This window comes from Devosia sp. MC1541, assembly GCF_012847305.1.
In the GTDB taxonomy this organism is placed as follows: domain Bacteria; phylum Pseudomonadota; class Alphaproteobacteria; order Rhizobiales; family Devosiaceae; genus Devosia.
In genome coordinates this window covers 21,351-45,240 of the sequence record NZ_JABBDZ010000010.1, presented here as the reverse complement: position 1 = coordinate 45,240, position 23,890 = coordinate 21,351, and the positions used below count along the sequence as shown (strand labels likewise).

At 56.7% G+C, this 23,890-nt stretch carries 22 protein-coding genes; 7 read left to right on the top strand and 15 right to left on the bottom strand.

From position 1 onward, the window contains the following. Window positions 1-18: 18 nt before the first annotated feature. Window positions 19-1,437: a TolC family outer membrane protein gene (locus HKD40_RS11795; RefSeq protein WP_169195973.1), complete on the bottom strand. Its 1,419-nt coding sequence runs from the start codon at window positions 1,435-1,437 to the stop codon at window positions 19-21. A gap of 773 nt (window positions 1,438-2,210) precedes the next feature. Next, window positions 2,211-3,233: a glycosyltransferase family 2 protein gene (locus tag HKD40_RS11790; RefSeq protein WP_169195972.1), complete on the bottom strand. Its 1,023-nt coding sequence runs from the start codon at window positions 3,231-3,233 to the stop codon at window positions 2,211-2,213. A 338-nt stretch (window positions 3,234-3,571) separates the two neighbouring features. Between HKD40_RS11790 and HKD40_RS11785 the strand changes: the two genes are divergently transcribed. Next, complete coding sequence (locus tag HKD40_RS11785; RefSeq protein WP_169195971.1) at window positions 3,572-3,901, top strand: hypothetical protein; 330 nt, start codon at window positions 3,572-3,574, stop codon at window positions 3,899-3,901. Between the two features lie 287 nt (window positions 3,902-4,188). Here the strand turns inward: HKD40_RS11785 and HKD40_RS11780 are convergent, their stop codons facing one another. The 6 genes from HKD40_RS11780 to HKD40_RS11755 are packed head-to-tail and all read right to left on the bottom strand — an operon-like array spanning window position 4,189 to window position 9,051. Further along, window positions 4,189-4,782, bottom strand: coding sequence for a glycosyltransferase (locus HKD40_RS11780; RefSeq protein ID WP_169195970.1), 594 nt, complete (start codon window positions 4,780-4,782; stop codon window positions 4,189-4,191). Then, on the bottom strand, window positions 4,761-5,393 hold the full coding sequence (locus tag HKD40_RS11775) for a glycosyltransferase (protein ID WP_169195969.1): 633 nt from the start codon (window positions 5,391-5,393) through the stop codon (window positions 4,761-4,763). Before HKD40_RS11775 ends, HKD40_RS11780 begins: the two co-directional genes overlap by 22 nt. Continuing rightward, a complete protein-coding gene (locus HKD40_RS11770; protein WP_169195968.1) occupies window positions 5,390-6,511 on the bottom strand; it encodes a glycosyltransferase family 4 protein in 1,122 nt (373 codons plus the stop codon). Before HKD40_RS11770 ends, HKD40_RS11775 begins: the two co-directional genes overlap by 4 nt. Next, window positions 6,508-7,878: an O-antigen ligase family protein gene (locus tag HKD40_RS11765; protein WP_169195967.1), complete on the bottom strand. Its 1,371-nt coding sequence runs from the start codon at window positions 7,876-7,878 to the stop codon at window positions 6,508-6,510. Before HKD40_RS11765 ends, HKD40_RS11770 begins: the two co-directional genes overlap by 4 nt. After that, window positions 7,875-8,870: a glycosyltransferase gene (locus tag HKD40_RS11760; protein WP_169195966.1), complete on the bottom strand. Its 996-nt coding sequence runs from the start codon at window positions 8,868-8,870 to the stop codon at window positions 7,875-7,877. Before HKD40_RS11760 ends, HKD40_RS11765 begins: the two co-directional genes overlap by 4 nt. Further along, window positions 8,848-9,051 (bottom strand): hypothetical protein, encoded by a 204-nt coding sequence (locus HKD40_RS11755; protein WP_169195965.1) that lies wholly within the window; start codon window positions 9,049-9,051, stop codon window positions 8,848-8,850. Before HKD40_RS11755 ends, HKD40_RS11760 begins: the two co-directional genes overlap by 23 nt. 444 nt (window positions 9,052-9,495) lie before the next feature. On the opposite strand from HKD40_RS11755, the gene HKD40_RS11750 reads away from it, so the two are divergent. After that, entirely contained in the window at window positions 9,496-10,278 is a 783-nt protein-coding gene (locus tag HKD40_RS11750; protein ID WP_169195964.1) for a carbon-nitrogen hydrolase family protein, read from the top strand. Next, window positions 10,275-11,492: a bifunctional phosphopantothenoylcysteine decarboxylase/phosphopantothenate--cysteine ligase CoaBC gene (gene coaBC / locus HKD40_RS11745; RefSeq protein WP_169195963.1), complete on the top strand. Its 1,218-nt coding sequence runs from the start codon at window positions 10,275-10,277 to the stop codon at window positions 11,490-11,492. Before HKD40_RS11750 ends, coaBC begins: the two co-directional genes overlap by 4 nt. Window positions 11,493-11,524: 32 nt before the next feature. Here coaBC and HKD40_RS18200 read toward each other — a convergent pair whose 3' ends face one another. Next, complete coding sequence (locus HKD40_RS18200) at window positions 11,525-12,232, bottom strand: GntR family transcriptional regulator (protein ID WP_169195962.1); 708 nt, start codon at window positions 12,230-12,232, stop codon at window positions 11,525-11,527. A 280-nt stretch (window positions 12,233-12,512) separates the two neighbouring features. Next, window positions 12,513-13,031 (bottom strand): lipocalin family protein, encoded by a 519-nt coding sequence (locus tag HKD40_RS11735; protein ID WP_169195961.1) that lies wholly within the window; start codon window positions 13,029-13,031, stop codon window positions 12,513-12,515. A 160-nt stretch (window positions 13,032-13,191) separates the two neighbouring features. Between HKD40_RS11735 and HKD40_RS11730 the strand changes: the two genes are divergently transcribed. The 4 genes from HKD40_RS11730 (at window position 13,192) to HKD40_RS11715 (ending at window position 19,100) form a co-directional block, all read left to right on the top strand. Next, window positions 13,192-13,659 carry a MarR family transcriptional regulator gene (locus HKD40_RS11730; RefSeq protein WP_169195960.1) on the top strand — a complete coding sequence of 156 codons (468 nt, stop codon included), beginning with the start codon at window positions 13,192-13,194 and terminating at the stop codon, window positions 13,657-13,659. Then, window positions 13,656-14,852, top strand: coding sequence for an efflux RND transporter periplasmic adaptor subunit (locus HKD40_RS11725; protein WP_169195959.1), 1,197 nt, complete (start codon window positions 13,656-13,658; stop codon window positions 14,850-14,852). Before HKD40_RS11730 ends, HKD40_RS11725 begins: the two co-directional genes overlap by 4 nt. 3 nt (window positions 14,853-14,855) lie before the next feature. Beyond that, complete coding sequence (locus tag HKD40_RS11720; RefSeq protein ID WP_169195958.1) at window positions 14,856-18,002, top strand: efflux RND transporter permease subunit; 3,147 nt, start codon at window positions 14,856-14,858, stop codon at window positions 18,000-18,002. Window positions 18,003-18,113: 111 nt separating this feature from the next. Then, window positions 18,114-19,100, top strand: a complete 987-nt coding sequence (locus HKD40_RS11715; RefSeq protein WP_169195957.1) for a UDP-glucuronic acid decarboxylase family protein — start codon at window positions 18,114-18,116, stop codon at window positions 19,098-19,100. A 14-nt stretch (window positions 19,101-19,114) separates the two neighbouring features. Here the strand turns inward: HKD40_RS11715 and HKD40_RS11710 are convergent, their stop codons facing one another. From HKD40_RS11710 to cofE, 5 genes are all read right to left on the bottom strand, one after another. Further along, a complete protein-coding gene (locus HKD40_RS11710) occupies window positions 19,115-20,116 on the bottom strand; it encodes a TIGR03842 family LLM class F420-dependent oxidoreductase (RefSeq protein ID WP_169195956.1) in 1,002 nt (333 codons plus the stop codon). Window positions 20,117-20,196: 80 nt separating this feature from the next. Continuing rightward, window positions 20,197-20,976, bottom strand: a complete 780-nt coding sequence (locus HKD40_RS11705) for an ABC transporter ATP-binding protein (RefSeq protein ID WP_169195955.1) — start codon at window positions 20,974-20,976, stop codon at window positions 20,197-20,199. Next, window positions 20,973-21,974, bottom strand: a complete 1,002-nt coding sequence (locus HKD40_RS11700) for an iron chelate uptake ABC transporter family permease subunit (protein WP_169195954.1) — start codon at window positions 21,972-21,974, stop codon at window positions 20,973-20,975. Before HKD40_RS11700 ends, HKD40_RS11705 begins: the two co-directional genes overlap by 4 nt. Before the next feature lie 61 nt (window positions 21,975-22,035). Continuing rightward, window positions 22,036-22,965: an ABC transporter substrate-binding protein gene (locus tag HKD40_RS11695; RefSeq protein ID WP_169195953.1), complete on the bottom strand. Its 930-nt coding sequence runs from the start codon at window positions 22,963-22,965 to the stop codon at window positions 22,036-22,038. Window positions 22,966-22,992: 27 nt separating this feature from the next. After that, window positions 22,993-23,889 carry a coenzyme F420-0:L-glutamate ligase gene (cofE, locus tag HKD40_RS11690; protein WP_169195952.1) on the bottom strand — a complete coding sequence of 299 codons (897 nt, stop codon included), beginning with the start codon at window positions 23,887-23,889 and terminating at the stop codon, window positions 22,993-22,995. Between the last annotated feature and the right edge of the window lies 1 nt (window position 23,890).

Below are 23,890 nucleotides of genomic sequence, written 5' to 3'. Positions count from 1 at the left end.
TGATCGAAGGTTCGGCTCTCAGTAGTTGCCTACTTTTTGCAGGTTCAGCGGTTCCAAAGTGCGTGGTTCGAACTGTTCCCAAGACTTCAAGTCAAAGGCCGAGAATGTACCAGCACTGGCGGCGTCGTGCGTTTGAACACCGAGGAAGTCGATCAGTGTGCCGCTTGCTGCCAGCACGCGGTATTCGGCGAACATGACGCTATAGCGCGCCGTTTCCTGCAGAATTTGCACGTTAAAGCGGGTATTCTGGGAGTCGAGCAAATCCAGCAGTGATCTCTCACCAATGGTGAACTGTTCGCGGTAGGAGTCGACGAGGCCCGATGAGGAGTTCAACTGCTCATTATAGACCCGCGACAGCTCCGCTTGGCTCTTCATGCGGAGCCAGCTTTCCCGTACCGCCTGTTCAACTTCACGAGCGGTCTGGTCAAACACCATCTTGGCTTCGTTCTCACGGCGCATTTCTTCCTGCACGTGATTGCGTGCAATGCCGCCGTCATAAATGTTCCAGCGCAGCGATACGCGAGCGCTTAGGTCATTCTGCCATTCATGGGCGCCCGAGACGTCGTAACCCGTTGCGGCACGGCCTTCGAGCTGGATTTTCGGCATAAAATCGGAGGCTGCCTGCTCAACCAAGGCCGACGCGGCGTTGATGTCCGCGCCTGCCGTCTTCACCCGAGGGTTGTTGACGATGGCATTGGCGACTGCAATTTCTAGCGAGCCCGGAATGCCCGACGACGCCCGCGGTGGTGCATTTACCGCGCCAGGCATCAGTCCAACGAGCGTTTTGTATTCGATCTGCGCGGCAGCCAGTTCCACACCGGCTTCCGTCACCCGAGCGCGCGCTGCTGCCAGACGTTCAATCGACTGCAGGCGGTCAGCTTCGGTGAGTTGACCATTTTCGATGGCACTCGACACGTCTGAGGCGACGCCCTCGTGGAAGGAGGCATTCTGGCGCGTCAGGTTGACGATCTGCTGCTGCAACAGCACCTGATAATAAACGCGTGCAATCTGCAGAGCGATAAACTCGCTGCGTTCCAGCACGCGATAAGAGGCGCTGTCGACGCGCGCTGCTTGCCGGGCAAGCTCGGCGTCACGAAAACCGCCGTCGTAAAGGTCCCAGCGTGCGGTGACGCCTACTTGCGAGGGATAAAGCGCATCATTTTCGATGCCGGTCGCGCGGCGCGACGGCGTGTTCAAATATTGGATGCCGGTTGACGCTTCAAGATCAACGCGTGGTGCCCAAAGACCTTCTGCTTGACGCAGTTCAAAGCCGATTGCGTCATGGTTTTGGATTGCCGCGCCGATTTGCGGATTGCTGTCGAGTGCCGTCTGTACAGCTTCACGCAAGCCCATGGCCTGCGCCGATAGCGGCATGACAAAAGCGATCCCGGCCAGCAGAGCGGACTTCAGGAGGGAGTTCATGATCTTGATGCTCACTTTATGTCTGCCCTCTACCGAAACGACAGATAGCGTTGGTGGAAGCAGTCGCACTTTTGGACGGACTCAACGTCCACAGTGCCGCCGTTCAGATACCCGACTGCGGCAGCACAGGCCCAACGTGCTTCCATCGCCCAGATGAATGCTGGGTCGCTGTCGCGTAGAACGGATTGGCTATTCATGCCGTCAATGGCGCTGGCCAAATTCTGGGACACGGTTTGACGTATCTCGCTGACTTGGCGTTGTGGCAGCACCGACTGGCGGTGGTTGGAGCAGTAGCTCCCTGATGGGGATTGATAGCTAGGTAGATCTGCCGCACTTACAGAGCCTACCAGTGTCGAAAACAAAACAAGCGCGGAAAGTCGTCTCTTCCAGGGGCTGTTCATGGACGAGGTCCTCAAGCATACTAACGTTCGATTTTATAACAACATTTCCGTCAACTTCTGGGAAGCTAGATGAGTGGTCGTTGTCGATCACTTTTACTGCTCAACTGCTGGTTTGGTCTGGATTTTTGTTGGTGCGCAAGTAGAAAACCAGTGAGGTATGGCTTTCTTCTTTTCCGTTTTTGTAAAATTATAGTGTTCGTGTTCAACATTATTTGAACACGGAAACGCTCCCGTCTTCAGACGTCAGCGTGCTGTCCGAAACGGTCGGAACAGCGTCCAGCCCCGGGCTTTTTCCCTAGGTCAAAATTTTTCCGTATTTTTGCCAGGTTTATATTTGGGTATGCCTTCGCCTCTGGGCCTAGCTCCCGCGGCTACGTATTCTCCGAATCACACGTCTGTGATTCGAGATCCACCCTTGTCTTTTTGTGGTTGGATTTTGGACATAGTCTGCCATCTCGTGGCCCTTCCAGGGGGCTCGACCCGAAAGCGCTTGGCCAGTTTCAGTCCTGCACCAAAGCCAGACCAGCCGCCAACCAGCATCCCAGTCAGGGCCCAAGGGCGTCTGATAAGCGCGTGAAGCGCATAGTACACACCCGGGCAATAGCGCTGTCCGATAGCAATAAAATAAGCGAAGTACTTGGTCTTTTGCCAAAGAGTGGCGAAGGCGAGGTCGGTGGCGACAGTATTTGCTGTGTGCATGAAACAATTGTCGGCGCTATAGTTCTCACGCTCGCCATCGGCGCGATCTGCCGCAAAGTGGTCGACGGCCACTTCTGGGCTCAGCACGATATGCCATCCCGCGTGAATGAGATTGGTGCAGAGCCAGCTTTCATTGCGATATTGCGCGCCTTGGCCGAGCAACCGCGTGTCAAAGTGCAAGCTGCCGAGGGCCGCTCTCCGCACCAGGAAATTGCAGCCCTTGATGGTGTCGACTACGCGCGCCGCGCCATAGGCGAGGTGGTGATCGCCGCGCAGAACGCCAAACCAGTTTCGCACGCCGGGGTGCTTGGCCACACCCTCGATCACATGCCCGCGCTCATGTAGTCGATCGCGCGCACCGGCTGCCGCGACGCGCGGGTCTCTCATGATCCTCAGTAGCCTCCGAAGCCAGTCGGGGCTTATCAGAACGTCGTCATCCAAAAACGCGATGTAGTCACCATCCGCGACCGCAAGTCCTGCGTTGAGTGCTGCGACTTGGCCCGGCACGTCGACGGTGATGATCTTTAACTCCGGCGCTAGGCTCAGCTGCGCGGTCAGCCACAACAAACTTTCCGGGTCCTCTGTGGGGCGCACCACGACAATGATTTGCGCAAAGGGGTGATCGGAAATCCGCAGCCCCGTCAGGCAGCGGCGTAGGGTGTCGAGACGCCGAAAGGTGGGTACGACGGCGCTGACGCGCGTTGCGCTCATGACCAGACACCGTCGCCCCATGTGGGCCAAGATGCTTCCCGGATGAAGTCTTGCGACAACCGATGTGTGGACAATTTATCCCCCAGCAAAAACGACTGACGATAATCGTGGTACTTGGCGTGGCGCGTGTAGGCATGAATAGTTTTTCAGTTCATCAATAAAGCGCGCCGCTTCTGCTCATTCTGTAGAGGGGATTTATAAACTTGCTAGAGAGTTCTTTGTCTATCAGCGTTCCGCCACGATCTGCGGCTGCGCTTCGACATGGTCTGCCATCATCGGCATCCTGTATTGGGCTCTATGATCCTTCTGATCGTTCGAGCCTTTTTCAGGATGCCGCCATGACCATCGCGGTCTTGGCTGATGGCGACCGGGTCGGCGCGATGCGCGATCTCAGTGGACGCGGCCACCACCTGCTTCAGACAAGCAGCGCTTCGCGTCCCGTGTATAAAACGAACGCAGGTCTGCACTGGCTTGAGGGCGACGGGATTGACGACTTTCTGGTCAGCACCATCGTTCTCAACAGCTATCCCTTCCAGATCATGGCGGGATTTTCGATGCTGGCTGCAGCCGACGAAGGCGGTATTGTTGCGTTGCGCAAAGATAACAGTGCTTACAAAACTCTGATGCAATCCAGTGCTGGCAGCTACCAGCTTCGGGCGACGGATTAGGCCAGCCTTACGCTCGATGCCCGCTCGAACGCCAGCGACGCACCGCAGATTGCCACAGCCAGTTTCGATGCTGGTGCCATGTCCTTAGCGGTCAATGGCGTGGTTAAAAACACCACTACGAACACAAATACTTCCGGTGACATGGTCGACCTAAGGCTCTTCTCTTTCCGCGATAATGACCGCTGGCAGGGCAGAATTTACGCTGTCGCCCTTGCCACAGGCAGCGTCGGGCCGGAGGTGCAGGTGTGGTTAGCCGCGCGCAGCGGTGTCACCCTTTAATGCTGCTCTCATGCGCGCCTGCAGCGAGAGCTGGCACTCCGGTCCGTCCCGTCTGGCTGTGCCGCCACGGACCGGAGTGCCAGCCAGACGGGCGGCAATGTGAGCTCAAGCGCAAAATGCTGTTCGGCGTAACGCCGCGCCGCAACCGCCATTCTCAGGCTCTGCTCGGTCTCGCGCAGGGCCGCTTCTATTGCCGTAGCTAGGGCCGTGGCACTATTGGGCGCGATCAATCGCCCGCTGACGCCGTTCTGCACAATTTCTGGCACGCCCCCACCGTTGCTGGCGATCACGGGCGTTCCGGCCAGCATGGCCTCGACGATGACTCGCCCAAAGGGTTCGGGCAAAGTTGATGCGTGGATGACAACGTCCACCCCGCCCATGATCTCGGCAATGTCGTCCCGGTGCCCGATACAGAAAACATCGCCGGCTTGGGTGTAGCGAGTGGCACTCTCGTGAAAATCCTGCCTGAAGTTTTCGCTCTCAAAAAGTGCCTCGCCAACGACCAGCAATTGCCAGTCGGTGCCCATCGAGAGGCCCAAAAGTGCCAGCGCTTGGCCCTTCCAAGGCCCAATGCGGCCAATCATGCCGATGATCGGGCGCATGGGTCTAAACCATGTTCGGCGACCAGTTGCGCGCGCAGGTCTGCCCGCATTTCAGGTCTGAATTTTTCGAGAGTAAAGCCGTTATAAGCTATAAGCGGTAAGCACTTACCGCCATTACTCTGGTAGGCGCGGGCGGTTGCGTCGGAGTTAGCAATTACCAGATCAGCCCCCCAATTGCCGCACCATCGGGCGACCAAACGCGCCAGCGGCGAGAAATGCTCGGGGACCAATAGGGAACGTAAATGCCAGACCATTTTTCGCCGATGGAAAGGCTTAGTTAGAACCGCAATCACCGCCGCCTTCATGCTGTTGGCATAGATCAAATCATATCCGCGGCTGAGGCGAACTAAACCAATCGCGACCACAATAAGTGAATACAATCTGATAGTTAGCGTGATCCATTTTCGACGTGTCGCCCGCTGAAAACCGCCGCCGAGCACATCAGTATCCACGCCCGCAGCAATGAGATCGTCATAGAGCGGCCCAGCCTGCATCAGTACGACCCGGCAATGTCCGGGATAGTGCGTCACCAGATCGTAGAGCGAGCGCTCCGCCCCGCCGTAAAGCCCTGCCTGATTGAAGAATAATACGCGGGGCATCGCCATTGTCATAGCGCCCGCTCGTAGGCGTCTCGGATCTGACGCGCGATTATGGGCCAGTCAAAACCGGCGGCATACGCCTGGCATTCTAAGGCGCTTGGCAAATTCTGACTGAGCATCGCGGCGGTGATGGCATCCGCCAATGCATTGGAATGCGCTGCTGGAACAATGAGTTGCGGGGCAAATGGCAGCATCAGTTCAGCAAGCCCGCCAACATCTGTGACGACAACCGGCGTGCCCGCGGCGAGCGACTCCAGAACCACAAGCCCAAATCCTTCCAAAGCGATAGATGGCACAATAGTGATGTCGGCGGCGCGATAGACTAAAGGAAGGTGCTCGTCTGGAACGTGCCCAATTAATTGCACATGCTTTTCAAGCTCTTGAGCTTGAATTACCGCGCTTAGGCTGGAGCCCAAGGGGCCACTCCCGACCAGCTTGATCTCAACGTCAGGCGCTCTGGATCTGAGAATTTCGGCAGCAGCAAGCACGGTGGTATGGCCCATGCGCGGCACCAATCGCCGCACACAGGCTGCGATAAACCGGCTCTCGCTCCAGCCTAAAATCTCGCGGGCTTCACGTCGGCTTGTGCTCGAATTGAAGCGCGAGATGTCGACGCCTCCGGGGACGATGTCGATCCTAGAGCGTGCAAACGTGTAGGTTTTTTCCAAGACGTCTGCGAATGCACTGGACAGAACTATCGCTCGGTCTGTTCGTTTGTAGACCTGTTTTTCGATATGGAATTTGAGCGCCGCCTGTACTCGGTTCTGTCCCGATGCGATGCCTTCTTGCGCCCAGGGCCCATGAAAATGACTGACCAAGGGCGTGTCGATTTGGCCGAGCACAGGAAGTGTTGAGAGGGCAAAGTGGCTGGCAACTAAATTCGGCTCTACGGTGGCTTTGAGCGCCCTAAAGCTGCGCCTTGCGCCGATGATTGTTGCCGCAAAACTAGCCTTGGGCTTAGCAAAAGCCACAACGGCACCCTTGGTCTCGTCGCCGACATTATCTGTCCCGAGGACCATGCCGACAAAGCCAAATACCCCATCGGACGCTCGCCATAATTCATTGTAATAGCGCGGCAATCCGCCCGCGCGGTCAGAAAGCCAATCAAGTCCGATTTGGATGGTTTTCATTCGGTCTGACTCTCCCCCGAACGAGACGGCAGTGCCAACGCCAGCAATGTAAAAAACAGCACCCCACCCAAACCAACCAAGATGTTGAAGAACACCATCTGCAGGACAAGGGCACAAAGCGCTGCTGTGAAGGGCAGCGATTGTGGCGCGCCCAATGCGCTATGCAGTGCAGCCCAAAGCCAGCACCCCAGCAGCATCCATATGGTCAGTCCCGCCCAGCCTAAGGTGTAGGTAATGTCCAGAAATCCGCTGTCGAAAATCGGAAATGTATTCTCGTCCTGCTGCCCGACGATGGTCGAAATACCCGTAGAGCCAAGGCCATAGCCTAAGGGATTGACCAGAACTGTCGGGACAATTTCGCCAATAATGGCGAGGCGCGCCCAAAGACTGTCGTCGTCCGTAAGGCCAAAGATCGTCGCCACTCGGCTGAGCAGCACGTTGGGAACATCCAAGGTGCTCGCGCCCAGGATGAGTAGGCATGCGCAGATCAGCCCGCCAACAAGCACATCGAACTTGATCCTTATGGGGCTCAGTACGAGCAAAATGGCGAAACCTAGTGCAGCGCCACCCCAGGCCGAACGCACTAAGGTCAGCCAGAGACAGAGCGCAGCTGGCACCGCCAGCACCACAAACGCTTGCGGCTTTTTGAACGTGGTAAGCAGCAGCGCCACCATCAGAAAAACGGCAAGTATCCCCGGGGCATTTAGGGTGGCGTATATTCGCACTAAAAACGGCAAAGGTTGGCCGATGGATTGAATGGCCGCTTCCCGCATCCACTCGGCGTCCCACGGCAAAACATAAACGAACTGGATGACGCCATAAGCCGAGACAACCAATCCATGCAGGATCAAAAGTCTGACGATCCGCTGCCGTATTGAGCTCAAATGGTCCTTCGCTGCGAGCAAGTGCAGACCAAAGCCCATGGGGGCGAGATAGGCGAGACAGTCAAATATGGCGGCAGCGCCATAGCCTCGCAAAACGCCATTGAGGCAGCCAAAGCAGATGAGGCTCGAATAGGTCAACATCGCACCGGCCTCGTGAGAGGAGACCATGCGCAGCGCTTTGGCGCCACTGAGTAGAGCTATTGCGGTAACTGCATAAGGCGCGAGAATGATAAGACTGGCGTCCGTTCGGCCCATTTGCCAATCAACGATCCGTCGCATCATGGGTGCGTATAGCCACAAGGCGAGAACAAGCCCAATGAAGCTGTTGTACGGGGACGTCATATAGGCCCATGCACCCAGCGCTACGACAACGGGTAAAAAGCCAAGTTGCACGACGTCCGCTCTACCGCTGTAAAGCAGTCCAACCATGATGACCGTCAGCCCCGCCACAACCCAAGAAAAGGGCAGGGCGAGCGGGCTCATGCCGGCGTTCTTGTTTGCCGCGATGCGGTCTGAGTGAGCTCGAGAACGTGTCCCACAAGCTGGGTGTGGAAGCGTCGCGATGAGAACCGCTCTGCCTGTGCCCGACAGTTCGCGCCACTTATGCTCCCTTCGGCTTCTTCAAACTGGGCGATTGCGCGACGGAGGCTCGACGCGGTTTGTTGATCAAAATGGACCCCGCTTGGTTGCGAGCGATTGAGCCCCCGAATGGTTTCTGCCGTACCGCCGCCATCGAAAGCAATGACCGGAGTGCCGCAGGCCTGCGCTTCGACAGGCGCAATGCCAAAATCTTCCTGCGCCGCGAAAATGAAGGCACGGCAGCGCTGTAGATAGTCAATCACGACTTCCGTGGCCTGATAGCCCAAGATTGTAACATTGGCTGGTGCCATGCGTTGGATCTTGCCCAGATCTGGTCCGTTGCCAATCACCACGAGCTGACGCTCTGGGGGGCCGGCAAAGGCTTCAATCATCAGCGGGATTTGTTTGTAGGGCACGAGGCGAGAGAGAGTGAGGTAGAATGCTTCGCGTGGCTTCGCACCGGGCTGGAATTTGTCGATATCGACAGGCGGGTAGATAACTTCGGCTTCCCGTCGATAGAACTTCCAAATGCGCTCGCGGGTGAAACGGGAATTTGCAATGAAGTGGTCGATACTGCTCACCGTTCGCATGTCCCAGACGCGATAGCGATGCATCATTTCATGGGGAATCAAGCGTCGGAGCGGGGCAAGTGGTCCTTTGATTGTCGCCAGATAATCATGCGTCAGATCCCACGCATAACGCGTCGTCGAATGCATGTAGGCGATGTGATGTTGATTTGAGTGGGTGATAACGCCTTTCGCCAAGGCGGTGCTGGACGACAGAACGAGGTCATATTTGGAGACATCGAAGCGCTCGACAGCCCGCGTCGCCGCCAGCAAAAGATTGCGGTAGTAGTGCTGGACCTTGGGCAATTTATTGAGGCCGCTTGCGATCACGCGCGCACCCCAACAGTTCGGAGCGGTCTGTCGCGTTCAGAAAGTCGAAGACTGTGAACACATCTGCCTGTGGGCAGCAGGCGATCATTTCGGCCAGAACGCGCTCAGCACCGCCGATAACCGGCATCCAGTCATGAACGAGCGCTGTTCGATACGGCAGTGTTGGACAGGAATACGACAATGAGCATACTCCCAGAGCCGGCGTAGGGCGTGAATGGTGAACGGTTTTTCGGTGAACGAGAGTTGGTTCTTTCGTGTTGTTGATGGATATTTTCCGTTAATGTCGCTTATATAGTAAATAGTACAAAATATCGACCATGTACTTTTGTTAGATTTATTGCGTTAAATTTCTAACTTTGTTGCTTTTATTGTTGATGGATTCGGTTTTATTGTGGTTTGTCGAAGTGGGTTTTAGGGGCCTCCGCTAGTCCCCACGGGGAATAACTTACGAATTTCTCACAGAGGAATTTCCGTAATTTGCATGAACCCTTGGCTAGAGCCTGCTTGTGCCAGAAGCTTGGTGTGAGTGGCGCGAAGGGTAGGCGCTGGCCCGTTAAGCCACTATATGACACTCGACACTTTGGGCGCGTCAGCGTAGCGGCGCGACGGTGTCGAGGAGTATACAATGCGTGTGGTGCTGACACAGCCAAGTGTGCGGGGAACTGCCCAAGACAATTTCACTTATGTCACGCGACTGCTCGATACGCATCGCCCGCGACTAGAGAGCCCTGATGTCATTGTCCTGCCCGAGCTCATTGGTTTCGGTTTGACCACCGAGCAATACCGTAATGCGCTGGTGGAATTGGCTTCGCGCTATCATGCGCACATCATTGCTGGCAATTTTCGCGATGCGAAAGATCACCTTGTTAATCAAGGGTTTGTGGTTGCGCTGGACGGTGATGTCCTTGCTTCATACGAAAAGGCCAACCCCTATTTCGGCGAACGGGATCACGGAGCGGGTCGTGGCAATGGTGGCGCTCATGTCGTCATCAACGGTGTCGCTTGCTTTGTCACCATATGCGCTGACTTTTTCCATGCAGACACCTTTATGCGCTTCCAAGAGCGCGCCGATATTGTGTTTGTTACGGCCAGTTCGGTGAGCCGCAAACCAACACCCGATATGGCGAGAGCACGGTGGAAGCATGCCATGATTGCTCGCGCCTTCGAGCAAACCGCTCATGTCGCTGTCAGCGATTGGGCTTACCCCGTTGGCGGACAAAACGAACTGCCAGCAAGTGGCGTTGCCGGCATTGCCTATCCGGATGCAGAACATCCGGACAATCTGATTTCAACTCTGGGCGAGGCTGAGATCGCAGTTTACGATATTGATATCAGCCGTGGTCGGATGCTGTTTGCCGATCAAGAGGCGCGCGGCTTCGCTATCGCCGGAACAAGGGGACACGCATGAGCTTGGTCGGTAAGCGCATTCTGCTGATCGTTACCGGTGGTATCGCCAGCTATAAAAGTCCCGATCTCGTCCGCCGCCTGCGTGAGGCTGGAGCGGTGGTTCGCTGCGCCATGACAGAGGCCTCAAAGAACTTCATTCAGCCAACTGTCCTGGCCGCGGTGAGTGGGACGCCTGTCGTTTCCGAGCTCTTTGACCCGATTGAAGGCATGGATGTTGGCCATGTGCGCCTAGCGCGTGAGGCCGACCTCATCATTATTGCCCCCGCGACGGCCGACATTTTGGGCAAGCTCGCTCATGGCATTGCAAACGATTTGGCGTCGACAATTCTGCTTGCTGCCGACGGCCCAGTGCTCATTGCGCCAGCCATGAATCCTAAGATGTGGGATCATGCTGCGGTTAAACGCAATGTTGCGACACTCAAGGCGGACGGCTACCAGTTTGTTGGTCCCGAAAGTGGCGAAATGGCCGAGAGCCATGAGGCGGGCGTTGGTCGCATGTCTGAGCCACTCGCAATTCTTGCTGCGGCCCAATCCATCTTCGTAGCTTCAAGCGCGGCTCTTGCGGGACGTCATTTTGTGGTGACTTCTGGCCCAACAGAAGAACCACTTGATCCCGTACGCTATATTTCCAATCGCTCTTCGGGCAAGCAAGGCCATGCCATCGCCGCAGCTCTCCTGGCGGAAGGCGCCCGCGTCACCCTCGTCTCCGGTCCTGTCTCTGTGCCAGCCCCCGCAGGTGCTGAGGTCAAGAAGGTGTCAACCGCTGCGGAAATGCTCGATGCTGTCGACGCAGCGCTCCCGGCAGATGGTGCCATTTTCGCTGCTGCTGTTGCAGATTGGCGTGCCGCCAGCGTCGCCGACGAGAAAATGAAAAAGCAGGATGGCCAGGAGGAGCTGGTTATTCGCCTCGTGCGAAACCCAGATATTCTGGCTACGATTGGTCATCACGCGACGCGGCCTGCACTGGTGATTGGCTTTGCCGCCGAAACCCAAGATCTGATTGCGAATGCCCAGCGTAAACTGTCGAGCAAAGCTGCAGACTGGATCTTTGCCAATGACGTCTCCCCAGCCCAAGGGGTGTTTGGCGGCGATAGCAATCATGTTCACCGCGTTTCACACGACGGTGTCGAAGATTGGGGGGGAGCCGGTAAGGATCAAACGGCGCGGATGATTGTTGAGAAAATCGTAGAGCACTTCGGCCGCGCGGAGCGCTAAGGCTCTGACGCGGCACGGTGCTGGGCTTGTTCCTAGGGGCGGATCGCAACGTCTTCCATCGAGCGTCGCAAGCGAGGCGCCGCCAGTGCGCTGAGCACCTGGTTGTGGGTCTCGAAATTATGTTCAATGATGGCGCTGCGGACGCTCTTTAAGTCGCGTTTGCGTAGCGCATTAACGATAGCAACGTGATCTTCGTTCAGGTCCCGGCTGAGTTCTGGCAAGCGTGCCCCGCGGTGGAAGTATCGCTCCATTTCATCGAAATGGTGCTCAGCAATCGTGAAAATACGCTTGTTCTGATGGGCTTTTGCGAGCGCCAGATGGAACGCGCGATTGGTGTTGATGATATCGCTGGCCGTCTGCACCTGCACCGGATCGCGGCTGGCATGGGCGAGAGCCTCGAGCGCGTCTAGCTCTTCATCCGATATGCGTTCGATAATGTCTTCGACAATCGCGCTTTCAAGGATGCCGCGGATTTCGAATAGTTCGGTCAAATCGTCGATAGTCAGCGGCGTGATCTGATACCCGCGGCGCGGTAGAGGTTTCACGAAACCTTCCAGTGCAAGACGACCCAGAGCTTCTCGCACTGGGGTCTTGCTCATTCCCAAACTGTCGGCAATTTCGCCTTCAGATACTTCTGAACCCGGCTGTAGGGTGCAGTTTCGGATATCTAGGCTGATGCGGTGATAGGCCTGTTGGGTGAGTGACTCACTTGAGGCTTTTCCGGCTTTATTCTTCTGCACTCGATTCCCCCCGAAATCTCAGCATGCGCAGGCGATGAGGAGTTCTATTGCGTTGTATGGACGCTCGACTTTCATCGTCAGACGTTGCTATCGCGCTGTAGAAATTACTCGACGATACGATCAGTCGCTCGCCAGTATTCTACAAAATATTCTATTTCATCCGATGTATTTGTCAAAATACAGCAGCCGCGTCAGCTTCGATAAGGGTGTACGTAATATTTGCAGTGAATTCTTTGATTGCTTGTAGGGGGTTAGGGCGTGCGACCTGTCTAGTTCGTTCCTAGTTATGCTTGTCGGCTTCGATCTGCGCGTCGGTCACTTCGCGTCCCGTGTGACGCGGCACAATCAGTTGGTCAAGGTCGAACCCTTGGCGCTGAGCTTCAAGGAGATATTCTGCTTTGACGTCGTCTTCTATGTGCGCAGAGCGGGATAGAAGCCAGAGGTTCTTATTGTCCGGCGTACCGACCAGGGCGTGCCGATAGTCGCTGTCGAGCTTTATAATCCAATAGTCGCCACTGGTAAAAGGCAGCCAGCGGATGAACTCTGGCAGGAAGGTGACTTTCAACTGACTGTTGGCGTCGTTTTGAACGCTGGCTTCACCAATCGATTGGCTGGCTTTTCCGTCCTCATCAAAGCAGCGGTTGTCCACGCGCACTGTACCGCTCTCGCTAAGAGAATAGTTGGCGGTAATATCGGTCGCTTTGGGATCTTCCCATTTCAGGGGCAGGCGCGCCACCTCATACCAGCGGCCTAAATAACGATTGAGGTCAACATGAGGAACAGTCGTCACTGTAGTCATCAACTATCTCCGTTCTTTAGTAGTGAACGACTTGATCTGTTCTCCGTTCCCACTCGTATCAGTTTGTGGCGATGCGTCGCAGGCGGTGCAGCAATGCAATTGGATTGATTGTTTGCGGCGTAAAGATCGTTTAGTAGGGACTGAACGATAGGGGTGGCCCGTGTCCGCAATCGACGCATTCATCGAAGAAATGGGCCTGATGGCTCAGGAGCATGGTGATGCACGCATCTCTGGGCGTGTGCTCGGACTGCTCGTCGCCGAGGGACAGGAGATGAGTCTTGCGCAGATAAGCGAACGTCTGGGCGTCAGTCGAGCAAGTGTTAGCACCAATGCTCGGCAACTGACTCAACGCGGGATGATCCGGCGCGTGGCGCACTCCGGTGATCGTCAGGACTACTATCTTGTCGACGGGACGTTTCATCAACACATGTTGGAACGCATGGCGACGCAAGCTCGACGCAATGCGAGCAGGATAATGGCCTGCGCCAAAGGAATTGAGGGAGAGGACGCAGCGGCCGCAATACGCGTTCTCGAACTCCATAAACTATACGAAAAATCTGCAGATATTCTTGCCTACTGGGCTGGCGACTTGCAAAACGACGCCACGCCGCGAAAGGAACCGACATGACGGACGCACATAAGAAGCCCGAATGGGCGCAAAGCAAGTTCGATAAAATGAACGAAGAGCGCATCGCTCAAGGGCTTAAGCCGAAGAAGAAGGTTCTTCGTTGGGTCGTTCTCGGCGTTATCGTTGTCGGGGGCGCGGCGTTCATGCTTACTCGCCCACAGCCAGAGGCGCCTGCGGTGGTTGAGGACACAACCGCTGTTGCCAAGCAGCTGATCCCGACCGAGATTGTCGAGATCGCGCCGACAACCCTCAAGCAGTCGGTCAAGGTCACCGGGTCGCTCGTCCCTGGTCACCAGGCGAGCGTGTCCGCGCAGGCGTCGGGTCGTGTTCTTTCCGTCACCGTAAGCCCAGGCGACGCTGTGAATGAAGGTGACGTGCTCGCAGAAATCGATCGCGCTACCCTCGAAATTCAGCTTAATCAGCAGCGTGCGACGGCAGAAGCCACCCGAATTCAGCTCTCCAACAGCCGTCAGCAGCTGGAACGCACGGAAGAATTGGCGCGTCAGGGGCTCACCAGCCCTTCGGCTCTTGAGCAGGCCCGTTCGGCCACTGCTGCTCTGGAATCCAATCTAGCGGCTCTTGAAAATGGTGTCGCAGCGGCTGAGATCGCACTCGACAACGCCACTGTGCGCTCGCCACTCTCTGGCGTCGTTTCCGCTCGTAGCGTCGAGCCGGGTCAGATCATTGGCGCAGGCACACCATTGTTCACTGTCGTGAACCTTGACTCGATGGAGTTCCAAGCGTCCGCTTCAGTCAACTCTAGCGCCCTTGTCACCGCTGGCCAGCCAGTTGCCGTTTCGGTCAATGGCGTTAACGGCCAAGCCTTTGAAGGCAAGGTTGTGCGCGTTAATCCAGTTGCGACCGCAGGTACACGAACCGTGCCAATGTACATCGAGATTAACAATGTCGACGGCATCCTGCGTGGTGGCATGTTCGCTGTGGGCGAAGTTACCGTCGCTGAAAAGCCAGATGCGATAGCTCTGCCTGCAGCAGCAGTGCGTGAGGACGCCGACGGCAAGTTTGTTCTCGCTCTCAATAATGGCACACTTGAGCGCAAGGCTATCGAAGTCGGCGCAGCGTGGGACCGTGGTCGCATCGTTGAGGTCACAGGCCTCACCGTTGGCGAAAGCGTTATCGCAGCAGCGTTGTCGGAAGTTTCGGCTGGCGATACCTACGAACTCGTGGGGAAATAACCAATGTTCTTAACGCGCATAAGCGTAAACAACCCAGTTTTCACGACCATGATCATGGTCGCGATCCTGGTGTTTGGTATCTTTTCTTATTCACGGCTGCCGGTTGAGCAGCTTCCCGACATCGACTTGCCAGTCGTTGCGGTGGTGGTCTCCTATCCAGGGGCCTCGCCGGAAGCGGTTGAGCAGGATTTGATCGAGCCGATCGAAGACGCGGTCAACACCATTGCTGGCCTTGATACGGTTCAGTCGATTGCGCAGCCTGGCCGCGCAATGGTCATCATGATGTTTGACCTTGAAGCGAACTCGCAGCAGAAGGCGCAGGACGTTCGCGACAAGATCGATCCGATCAAGGCGAATTTCCCAGCGGCCGCGATGGACCCGCAGGTCTTGCGTTTTGACCCGTCGGCATTGCCGGTGCTTTCCCTCGCGGTCAGCTCGGATACGCTGTCGGCTCGTGACCTAACGGCTCTGACCGAAGAGATCATCGTCAAGCGCCTGTCAAATATTAATGGTGTTGGTTCGGCGACTGTTGTCGGTGGCACGCCACGTCAGCTTAACATCCAGCTCGATCCAAACCTGCTCAGCGCCTACAATATTAGCCCCGCGGCTGTTATCAACGCGCTCAAGGCGGCCAACAAGGATCTGGCTGCCGGCTCGATCACTGAAAACAGCATTGTGCGCTCGATCCAGGTTCTCGGTCGCATTGAAGACCAGCAGGACTATTACGACATCACCGTGGGCAACCAAGGTGGTCAGCCGGTCACGCTGCGCGACGTTGCAATCATTGAAGATGGCACTGGCGAGACAGACTCTCTGGCGATCTTGAATGGTGAACCCGCTCTCGCCATCAATATTCTGAAGACGCAGGGCGCGAATACCGTTGGCGTTGCCACCGATATTCGCAAGACCATTGATCGTCTTCTGGCGACAGAACTGCCAAACGGCGAAGTGAATATCGAGGTTGTGGTCGACAACGCTAAGCCCGTTGAGGACAGCTTCCATGCCGTTCAGAACATGTTGATTGAAGGCGCGGTTCTCGCCGTCGTCATCGTCTTCCTGTTCCTGAACTCTTGGCGTTCGACCATCATTACCGGTCTGACCCTGCCGATTTCGATCATCGGTACCATGGTGGCGCTGAGCTTCCTCGGCTTCTCGCTCAACACCATGACCCTGCTCGCACTATCGCTTGCCGTTGGTATTCTTATCGACGACGCGATCGTGGTTCGTGAAAACATCACGCGCCATCTGCACATGGGCAAGAGCCACCGTCAGGCGGCTTTTGATGGTACCAATGAAATCGGTCTGGCTGTTCTGGCCACCACGCTCTCCATCGTTGCGGTGTTCCTGCCGGTAGCGTTCATGGACGGCATCATGGGCAAGTTCTTCTTGCAGTTTGGTGTCACCGTTTCTGTTGCCGTTCTCATCTCGCTGTTCGTAGCGTTTACGCTCGATCCGATGATGTCGAGCGTGTGGTATGATCCGGCCTCGAACCCCAATGCAAAGCGTGGCCCTGTTGGTCGTGCCATTCAGGGTTTTGATCGCTGGTTCGAAGGCATCACCGAAGGCTATCGTCACCTCATTCGTTGGGGTCTCAAGAGCCGCAAGACAGTGCTGCTGATCGCATTGCTGTCGTTGGTTGGTGCTGTAGCTCTGTTCCCACGGGTTGGCGTCGAATTCGTTCCGGCGACTGACAACGGCATTTTCACCGTTAAGGTGGAAACCCCGTCGGGTTCTTCAAAGGAGTATACCGAAAGCAAGCTCCGTCAGGCTGAACTGATCGTTCGTGCCCACCCAGAAGTGGAGCGTACATATTCCACTATCGCTGGTGGTATGTCTGCGGACGGCGCCAATGTTGGCACGATGACCGTCACTCTGGTCGGTGCAGCGGAGCGTGATATTAGCGTCGCTGACTTCATGCCTAAGCTGCGTCGTGATCTACAGGCGATCCCAGGCAGCAAGTTCGAAGTTGCCGTTGCCTCGATGATGGGTCCGAGCACAGCGCCGGTGTCCGTCACTCTTTATGGCGACAGCTTTGAAGTGCTCGGAAGTCTCGCAGATGGCTTCATGGAAGATCTCCGCCAGATTCCTGGCCTGATCGATATTTCTTCCTCGCTCGATGAGGCCCAGCCCGTTGTCGGCATACAGATCAACCGCGAGCTCGCTGATAGCCTTGGCGTTTCGCTGGGTCAGATTGCTGCAACCTTGGGGCCGCTGATCTCGGGTGAAGACGTATCGGATTGGGTCGCGCCAAATGGTCAGGTCTATAAGGTTGTCGTGCGTCTACCAGAAAGCCTGCGCAATGACATCGAAGCCATCGGAAATCTGCCGATTGCACAGACCGGCACCGGCACCCAGGAAATGATCACGCTCGGTCAGGTTGCTGAAGTCGTTGAAAGCAACGGCCCGGCCACTATCAACCGTCAGGATCTTCAGCGTGGCGTAACCATCTCAGCCAACCTTGAAGGCGTTGAATTGGGGACCGTTATTCCGCAGGTGCAGGCTGCGATCGACAAGATCGAGTTCCCAGTGGGCTACCGTAGTGGCTTTGGTGGTGAAGCTGAGCAGATTGCCGATACCATGGGTTCGGTTGGCTCGGCCTTGCTGCTGGCTGTGATCTTCATCTACCTCGTTCTGGCGTCCCAGTTTGGCAGCTTCTTGCAGCCACTGGCGATCATGGGCTCGCTCCCATTGGCTCTGATCGGGGTGATGGTCGGCTTGCTCGTTGGCGGTTCGACGCTGAATATGTTCTCTGCAATCGGCTTTATCATGTTGATGGGGCTTGTGGTGAAGAACGCTATTCTGCTGGTCGACAATGCTAACCAACACGTCAAAGACGGCATGAATCTCTACGAAGCGCTCGTGGAGGCCGGTGTTACCCGTTTCCGTCCAATCATCATGACCACTCTGGCCATGATCTTTGGCATGCTGCCGCTGGCTCTAAGCCTGCACGAAGGCAGCGGGCAGAACGCACCGATGGCACACGCTGTTATTGGCGGTTTGATCTCCTCGACGGCATTGACGCTGTTGGTGGTGCCTGTGCTGTTGACCTATATCGATAGCTTCAGCGCCTTCACCCGCCGCTTCATGCCAAAGGGCCCGGATGATGGGCACCACGGCGAGGAAGAGACCAAGCCGACCCCGGCTGAATAATCAAACATGAAGCCGCCCTACGGGGCGGTTTTTTTATGGGCAGTACTCTTGCGCGCGGGCCCTATGCCGTTATGGTCGGCGCATATTTTTGAGCTGGCAACGAGTTATTTTATGAGTGGATTAGAACGCACCGAGCCGAAGACAATTTTGGTTGCTGGCGGTGCGGGGTTTCTAGGCTCGCATTTGTGCGAGACCCTTCTGGGGATAGGCGCAAAGGTTCTTTGTCTCGATAGTTTCCAGACCGGACGCCGACAAAATATTGCGGCGCTAGAAAACCACCCTAAGTTCAAGCTGATTGAGGGTGACGTTCGTTCGCTGCCGATGATCAACGAGCGCCTCGACGAGATTTATAACCTCGCTTGCCCCGCTTCACCTCCGCACTACCAAGCCGATCCAATCGGCACGATGATGACCTGCGTTCTGGGTACTAAAAACCTGCTTTATCTGGCCGAAGCAAACGGCGCGCGCTTGGTGCAGGCCTCCACCAGCGAAGTTTATGGCGATCCAGATGTTCACCCTCAGCGTGAGGACTATGTCGGGCATGTAAACTGCACTGGTCCGCGCGCTTGCTATGATGAGGGCAAGCGCGCCGCAGAGGCCCTCTGCTTTGATTATCTGCGTTTGGGCAAGGCCAACGTCCGCGTCGCTCGCATCTTCAATACCTACGGGCCTCGCATGCGGGCGGACGATGGGCGGATTGTTTCCAATCTTATTGTTCAGGCGCTTGCTGGGCAGGCCCTGACCATCTACGGCGACGGGACACAAACACGGTCGTTCTGCTTTGTGTCGGACCTTGTTGCGGGCCTGTGCGGTCTCATGGCGCTCCAGCTAAACCCGGAGGCGCCGGTCAATCTGGGTAATCCCGGTGAGTTCACGATTGCTGAATTGGCAGAGAAAGTTTCGCAACTTATCCCCGGCCAGAGCAGGCTCGTTTATTCTCCATTGCCAGCGGACGATCCAAAGCGTCGTCGCCCAGACATTTCGCGTGCAGAAGAACTTATCGGTTGGCACCCAAGAATTGCGCTCGATGAGGGATTGATGCGTACCGTTGAGTGGTTCGCACAGACCGCGAAAGGTCCTGCGCTAGACGTAGCCTAGCGCAGGGGAGCTTCTTAGCGGAAAGCCGGGATGACGTGACGGCCGTAGTTGGCGATGATTTCTTCTTCATCACCGCTGTCGAGATAGATGTTGAACTGGGTGACGCCAGCGTCTTCCAGTTTGCGGATCTTGGCGATGTGGTCGTCGGGCTCTCCGAGCACGCAAAAGCTCTCAACGACGTCATCGGAGATGAAGTCGAGGAATGGGTTATCGGCTTGACCATGCTTGGAATAGTCGTAGCCGCGGCGCTTTTCGATGTAGCTGGTCAGACTTGCCGGGACTTTGTCGCTATCAGAGCCATATTTTTCGACGATGTCGGCGACGTGGTTGCCGACCATCGCTGGGAACCATTTGACCTTCTCGATAGCGCGCTTCTTGTCGCCGAAATAGGCCGGGGCAGCGGCCATGGAGCGGTAGTTGCTCATGTCTCTGCCTGCGGCCTTGCCAGCGTCGATGCACTGGTCGGTAAACCACTTGCAGAGGCCGGGGTCGGCAATCTGTAAGACAACGCCGTCGGCGCTTTCGCCAGCGGTCTTGAGGGCCAGCGGACCATAAGCAGCGATCCAGCTCGGCATGTCATGGCCGACCGCCCACGGAAACTTCACAGCCGCTGGGATTTCGCCGTAGTGAACTTCTTCGCCACGCACCATAGCCTTTGTTTTGTCGATGAATTCGGCAACGCGGGCGAGGGTGGCGGGCTTTTTGCCCATGACGCGCATGGAGCTGTCACCACGGCCAACGGCGAGGTCGAACCGACCGCCGGACTGTTTGGCGAGAGAACCAAAAATTGAGGCAGCGACGGACCAGTCGCGCACGTCCGGATTGGTCACCAGTGGGCCGAAGCGCATGTCCGTTGTGTGTTCCATGCACATGGCAATAGCGGCGTAGCAATCGCGCCAGAGGATGTGGCTGTCGTAAAACCAGCAGTAGGAAAACCCGGCATATTCCGCCGCACGGACCAGATATCGTGCCCGCTCGTGTTCGATAAAGCCCTTAAATGTAATGCCAAATTCCATTTATTCCCCCGCGCTCCCTGTCAGCAATAAATTTGACCAGATGATCAAATTTTTCATGCTCTAATTGTGGTTTGTCAATCTCAATTCCAACTGTCGGAGACATCTTCAAAAAAGACGCTGATGTGATCGCCATTTTGAAGATGTGCTTTCACCCCGTAGACTGTGCGCAGAAGATCATCGGTGATGATTTCTTTGGGTCTGCCTTGGGTGATAACTTTACTATGGTCCATGACGACCAGATGGTCGCAGAAGCGGACGGCGTGGTTGAGATCATGAATTGCCAAGACAATTGTCATGCCGCTCTCCGCTAGGCGCCGCAGCAGTGTCAGCAGTTGCAATTGTGCCTTGATATCGAGGTGACTGGTCGGCTCATCAAGCAGCAGGAGGCGCGGTGCTTGGGCTAGGGCACGTGAGATCAGCACGCGCTGCTGCTCCCCGCCTGAAAGAGTATGAAATCTCTGAGCGGAGAACGCCGTCATTCCGGTTGCGCTTAGCGCAGCGCCGACAATGAGTTCGTCTTGAGGTGAAAGGGCGCTTGCCCAAGCGGGCTGATGTGGAATGCGCCCGAGTGCAACGACATCGGCAACGGTGAGCCGCTCTTCAGTTGAAACCGACTGCTCCACAAAGGCAGCAATCTTGGCGCGCTCGTGTCGCGGCATGGCGTGAAGGTCAGAGCCCTCAAAGCCAACGGTGCCGCGTGCAGGGGTAAGGCCGAGGATGGCAGTGAGCAGTGTTGACTTGCCCGCACCATTGGGGCCGATGAGGCCGGTGATCGCTCCGGCGGGCGCTGTCAAGCTAGCATTGGAAACAATGGTTTTGCCGCCATGGGCAACAGTGAGCTGGCGAACGTCCAAACTCATGTCAGCCTCCGATAGCGCATGAGCACGACTAGGAAGATCGGGGCGCCGAGAAGAGCGGTAATAATGCCCACCGGCAGCTCGCGCGGCTCGAAGAGGGTACGGGCGGCCGTGTCGGTGCACAGCATGAAAATTGCGCCGCAGAGGGCGGCATGGGGCAACAAAAGACGGTGGCGTGGCCCGGTTGCAAGGCGCACGACATGGGGAACAACAAGACCTACAAAACCGATAGCGCCGCCAATCGACACCATGATGCCGGTGAGGAGGGCTGTGACGGCTAGCAAGGAAAAGCGCAAGCGCGGCACATCAATGCCAAGGCTGGCGGCAGCGATATCGCCAAAGGCAAAGGCGTCCAGCGCTTTACCAGCATGCAGAATGATTGGGACGGACACGACGAGCACTGCGAAAATGAGACCGGTTTCGGGCCACGTGGTCCCGGCAAGGGAGCCCATCAGCCAGCTTAGGATTTCGCGATAGCTATCGCCTGTGGCGGACCAGAAGATGAGGAATGAGGTGGCAGCGGTTGCTAGGGCCGAGATGCAGATGCCCGCCAGAATGGCGCGGCTCGGTGTGGTGCCGCCAAGCAGTTTGGAGATGGTGAGCGCGAGGGTTAGAGCGGCAAGACTGCCGATGAACGCACCGAAGGACAGAACGAGCGTCCACCCCAGCAGCATAAAGATAACAGCGCCAAGCGCGGCGCCCGAGCTGAGGCCCAAGAGATAGGGGTCAGCCAATGGATTGCGGGTGAGGGCCTGCATCACTGTTCCTGCCAAGGCTAGGCCCGCTCCGGTGCCTATGGCGGCAAGCACGCGGGGCAGGCGAAGGTCCCAGATAATGGCGGTGCGGAGGGCTGAAAGTGGGCTCTCGGGCAGAAGGCCGAGCTTATAGGCGATAACGGCAAGCGCATCACTTGGGGTGATGTCGGCTGGGCCGATGGTGATGGCGACAATAGCTGCCAAGAGAGTCAGCATAAAGAGAAGTGGGAGCAACACTCGGGTCATGGAGCCGCCTCTGTGTTCTTCTCTTCCGATGCGCTGACGACATTTACTTGCGGCCAAAAAGTCATGGTATGCTGAGGTTCGACAGCTGCTTAGACAGGTCAACAATAGCGGGGATGGTCCGCACACCAGCTTCCGCAGCGGGGAAGGGCAGAGTGAGGTAGCGGGTGTTCTTGACCGCATCCATTTCCTTGGTCACCGGGTTCTCCGCCAGCAAAGTTCTCTTCTGCTCGGCAGTGTTCCAAGGGGTTTCAACCAGGATAATGATGTCCGGGTTGGCATCAGCAACTGCTTCCCAGCCTACAGAGGTCCAGCCTTCGGGGATGCCGGCATAGATATTGGTGAGGCCGAGAGCTTCCATCATCATGGCGGGTGCATTGTTGCCGGCTCCGACATAAGGGGTTTTCGTCGCAGAGGAATACCAGACGGCTGTTAGGCCGCGTGTGTCCGGCGTAATGCTCGCGAGGGTCGACTTTTGTTCTGCAATCAGAGCATTGGCTGCTGACGCGGCATTAAAAATGCTGCCCATTTCGGTGATCTCAGCAAAGAGGTCGTCGAAGGTCAGTTTGGGTGGAGCAATGCTCCGGCAGGCTGCGGGGGCGACATAGCTGGCGACACCAAGCTTAGTAAGAGTCGAGCGCTCACCCGCGCCACCGGCAGTGAAATTGCTCTCCCAGCCGCCATAGATAAAGTCTGGTTCGACTTCGAGCACCACTTCTTGACTGGGCAGCGTATCAGCAAGGACATTGAGCTGCGTGTCAGAGAGATGCGCGGGGAGCGGAGCATCTTGAAAACCGACACCAACGATTTTGTCTCCCAAGCCAAGCGAGAGTAGAAGCTCGGTTGCGGTCGACTTGATGGTAACGACGCGCTCGGGAGCTTGCGGAATTGTGATGGTCACGCCGCAGTTTTCGACGGTGAGGGGATAGAGCGTCTGGGCGTGGGCCGGGACGATGAACACGGCCGCAGTGGCAATAAACATAAGTGTACGCATGCGACGGTTCCTGCGGAGAGCGGTGAGCTAGAGTGCATTTCCCTTGTGGGAGCTGGACCTGTTTTCTGCTTTCGGTGGGCTTTGCGAGGCCGCTGCATCCGGTTCCGCCGAACCCGCTCTGCGCCTCGGACGAGGCGGCGTGTTTTGCTCTGCCAGAGCGGCCTGATAGCCAAGCCGATAGGCTTCGGCGGAGCCAAAGCGGAACATATCATCGTCCCCCGTTCGGGTAAGGGTTCGCGCGCCCGGCGCGTCCAAATCGCGGACGAAGTGGCCAAGGCCGCGCACGACGGCGACGGGAATATTGGTGGTTTTGCCTTTCACCAAATCGGCAGCTCCAGCGATCTCATCGGCGATGACGGCCTGAGTGACGTGCAGCGGACGCCCATTGGCGTCATTGGCTCCCCGCAAATCGTCGGTGAGCTGTAATCCAGCCGCGCCAATGGCTTGGTCTGTCTGGCCAACACGCCAAGGGCGGCCGATGGTATCGGTGATAATGAGGCCGAGATCAAAGCCAAACCGTTCGCGAAGGCCCGCACAGAGGGCGCGGGCGGAGGCATCAGGGTCGGTAGGCAGGCGAAGGGCTATGCCCTCAGGGACATTGGACATGTCGATGCCAGCGGCCGCCATGACGAGACCTTGACGGGTTTCGACAATCCGAGTCACGCCGCCGGGGTGAATACGTTCGGCAACGATGCGCACTGTATCTTCGGCGATAGCCTTTTCACGGTCTTGCGCGGGCACCTGCATGCCTTCGGCTTTCGATACGATTTTGGAGGTGACGACCAAGATGTCGCCAGGCTGCACGGCACAATCTGGCTCTGCGATGGCCTGCTCGATCAATGCTTTCCCGATGAGAGCGACGAGGTCGTCGCCCTTGATGATTTCAGGAATTCCGGGGACCCCCCAAGCCGAAATTCTTGCCATT

What these genes read in the sequence shown, in the direction of transcription:
- HKD40_RS11750 (WP_169195964.1), top strand. Translation starts at nt 9,496, where the DNA reads ATGCGTGTGGTGCTGACACAGCCAAGTGTGCGGGGAACTGCCCAAGAC.
- HKD40_RS11700 (WP_169195954.1), bottom strand. Translation starts at nt 21,974, where the DNA reads ATGACCCGAGTGTTGCTCCCACTTCTCTTTATGCTGACTCTCTTGGCA.
- HKD40_RS11735 (WP_169195961.1), bottom strand. Translation starts at nt 13,031, where the DNA reads ATGACTACAGTGACGACTGTTCCTCATGTTGACCTCAATCGTTATTTA.
- HKD40_RS11725 (WP_169195959.1), top strand. Translation starts at nt 13,656, where the DNA reads ATGACGGACGCACATAAGAAGCCCGAATGGGCGCAAAGCAAGTTCGAT.
- HKD40_RS11705 (WP_169195955.1), bottom strand. Translation starts at nt 20,976, where the DNA reads ATGAGTTTGGACGTTCGCCAGCTCACTGTTGCCCATGGCGGCAAAACC.
- HKD40_RS11715 (WP_169195957.1), top strand. Translation starts at nt 18,114, where the DNA reads ATGAGTGGATTAGAACGCACCGAGCCGAAGACAATTTTGGTTGCTGGC.
- coaBC (WP_169195963.1), top strand. Translation starts at nt 10,275, where the DNA reads ATGAGCTTGGTCGGTAAGCGCATTCTGCTGATCGTTACCGGTGGTATC.
- HKD40_RS11710 (WP_169195956.1), bottom strand. Translation starts at nt 20,116, where the DNA reads ATGGAATTTGGCATTACATTTAAGGGCTTTATCGAACACGAGCGGGCA.
- HKD40_RS11695 (WP_169195953.1), bottom strand. Translation starts at nt 22,965, where the DNA reads ATGCGTACACTTATGTTTATTGCCACTGCGGCCGTGTTCATCGTCCCG.
- HKD40_RS11770 (WP_169195968.1), bottom strand. Translation starts at nt 6,511, where the DNA reads ATGAAAACCATCCAAATCGGACTTGATTGGCTTTCTGACCGCGCGGGC.
- HKD40_RS11785 (WP_169195971.1), top strand. Translation starts at nt 3,572, where the DNA reads ATGACCATCGCGGTCTTGGCTGATGGCGACCGGGTCGGCGCGATGCGC.
- HKD40_RS11780 (WP_169195970.1), bottom strand. Translation starts at nt 4,782, where the DNA reads ATGCGCCCGATCATCGGCATGATTGGCCGCATTGGGCCTTGGAAGGGC.
- HKD40_RS11775 (WP_169195969.1), bottom strand. Translation starts at nt 5,393, where the DNA reads ATGACAATGGCGATGCCCCGCGTATTATTCTTCAATCAGGCAGGGCTT.
- HKD40_RS11790 (WP_169195972.1), bottom strand. Translation starts at nt 3,233, where the DNA reads ATGAGCGCAACGCGCGTCAGCGCCGTCGTACCCACCTTTCGGCGTCTC.
- HKD40_RS11720 (WP_169195958.1), top strand. Translation starts at nt 14,856, where the DNA reads ATGTTCTTAACGCGCATAAGCGTAAACAACCCAGTTTTCACGACCATG.
- cofE (WP_169195952.1), bottom strand. Translation starts at nt 23,889, where the DNA reads ATGGCAAGAATTTCGGCTTGGGGGGTCCCCGGAATTCCTGAAATCATC.
- HKD40_RS11765 (WP_169195967.1), bottom strand. Translation starts at nt 7,878, where the DNA reads ATGAGCCCGCTCGCCCTGCCCTTTTCTTGGGTTGTGGCGGGGCTGACG.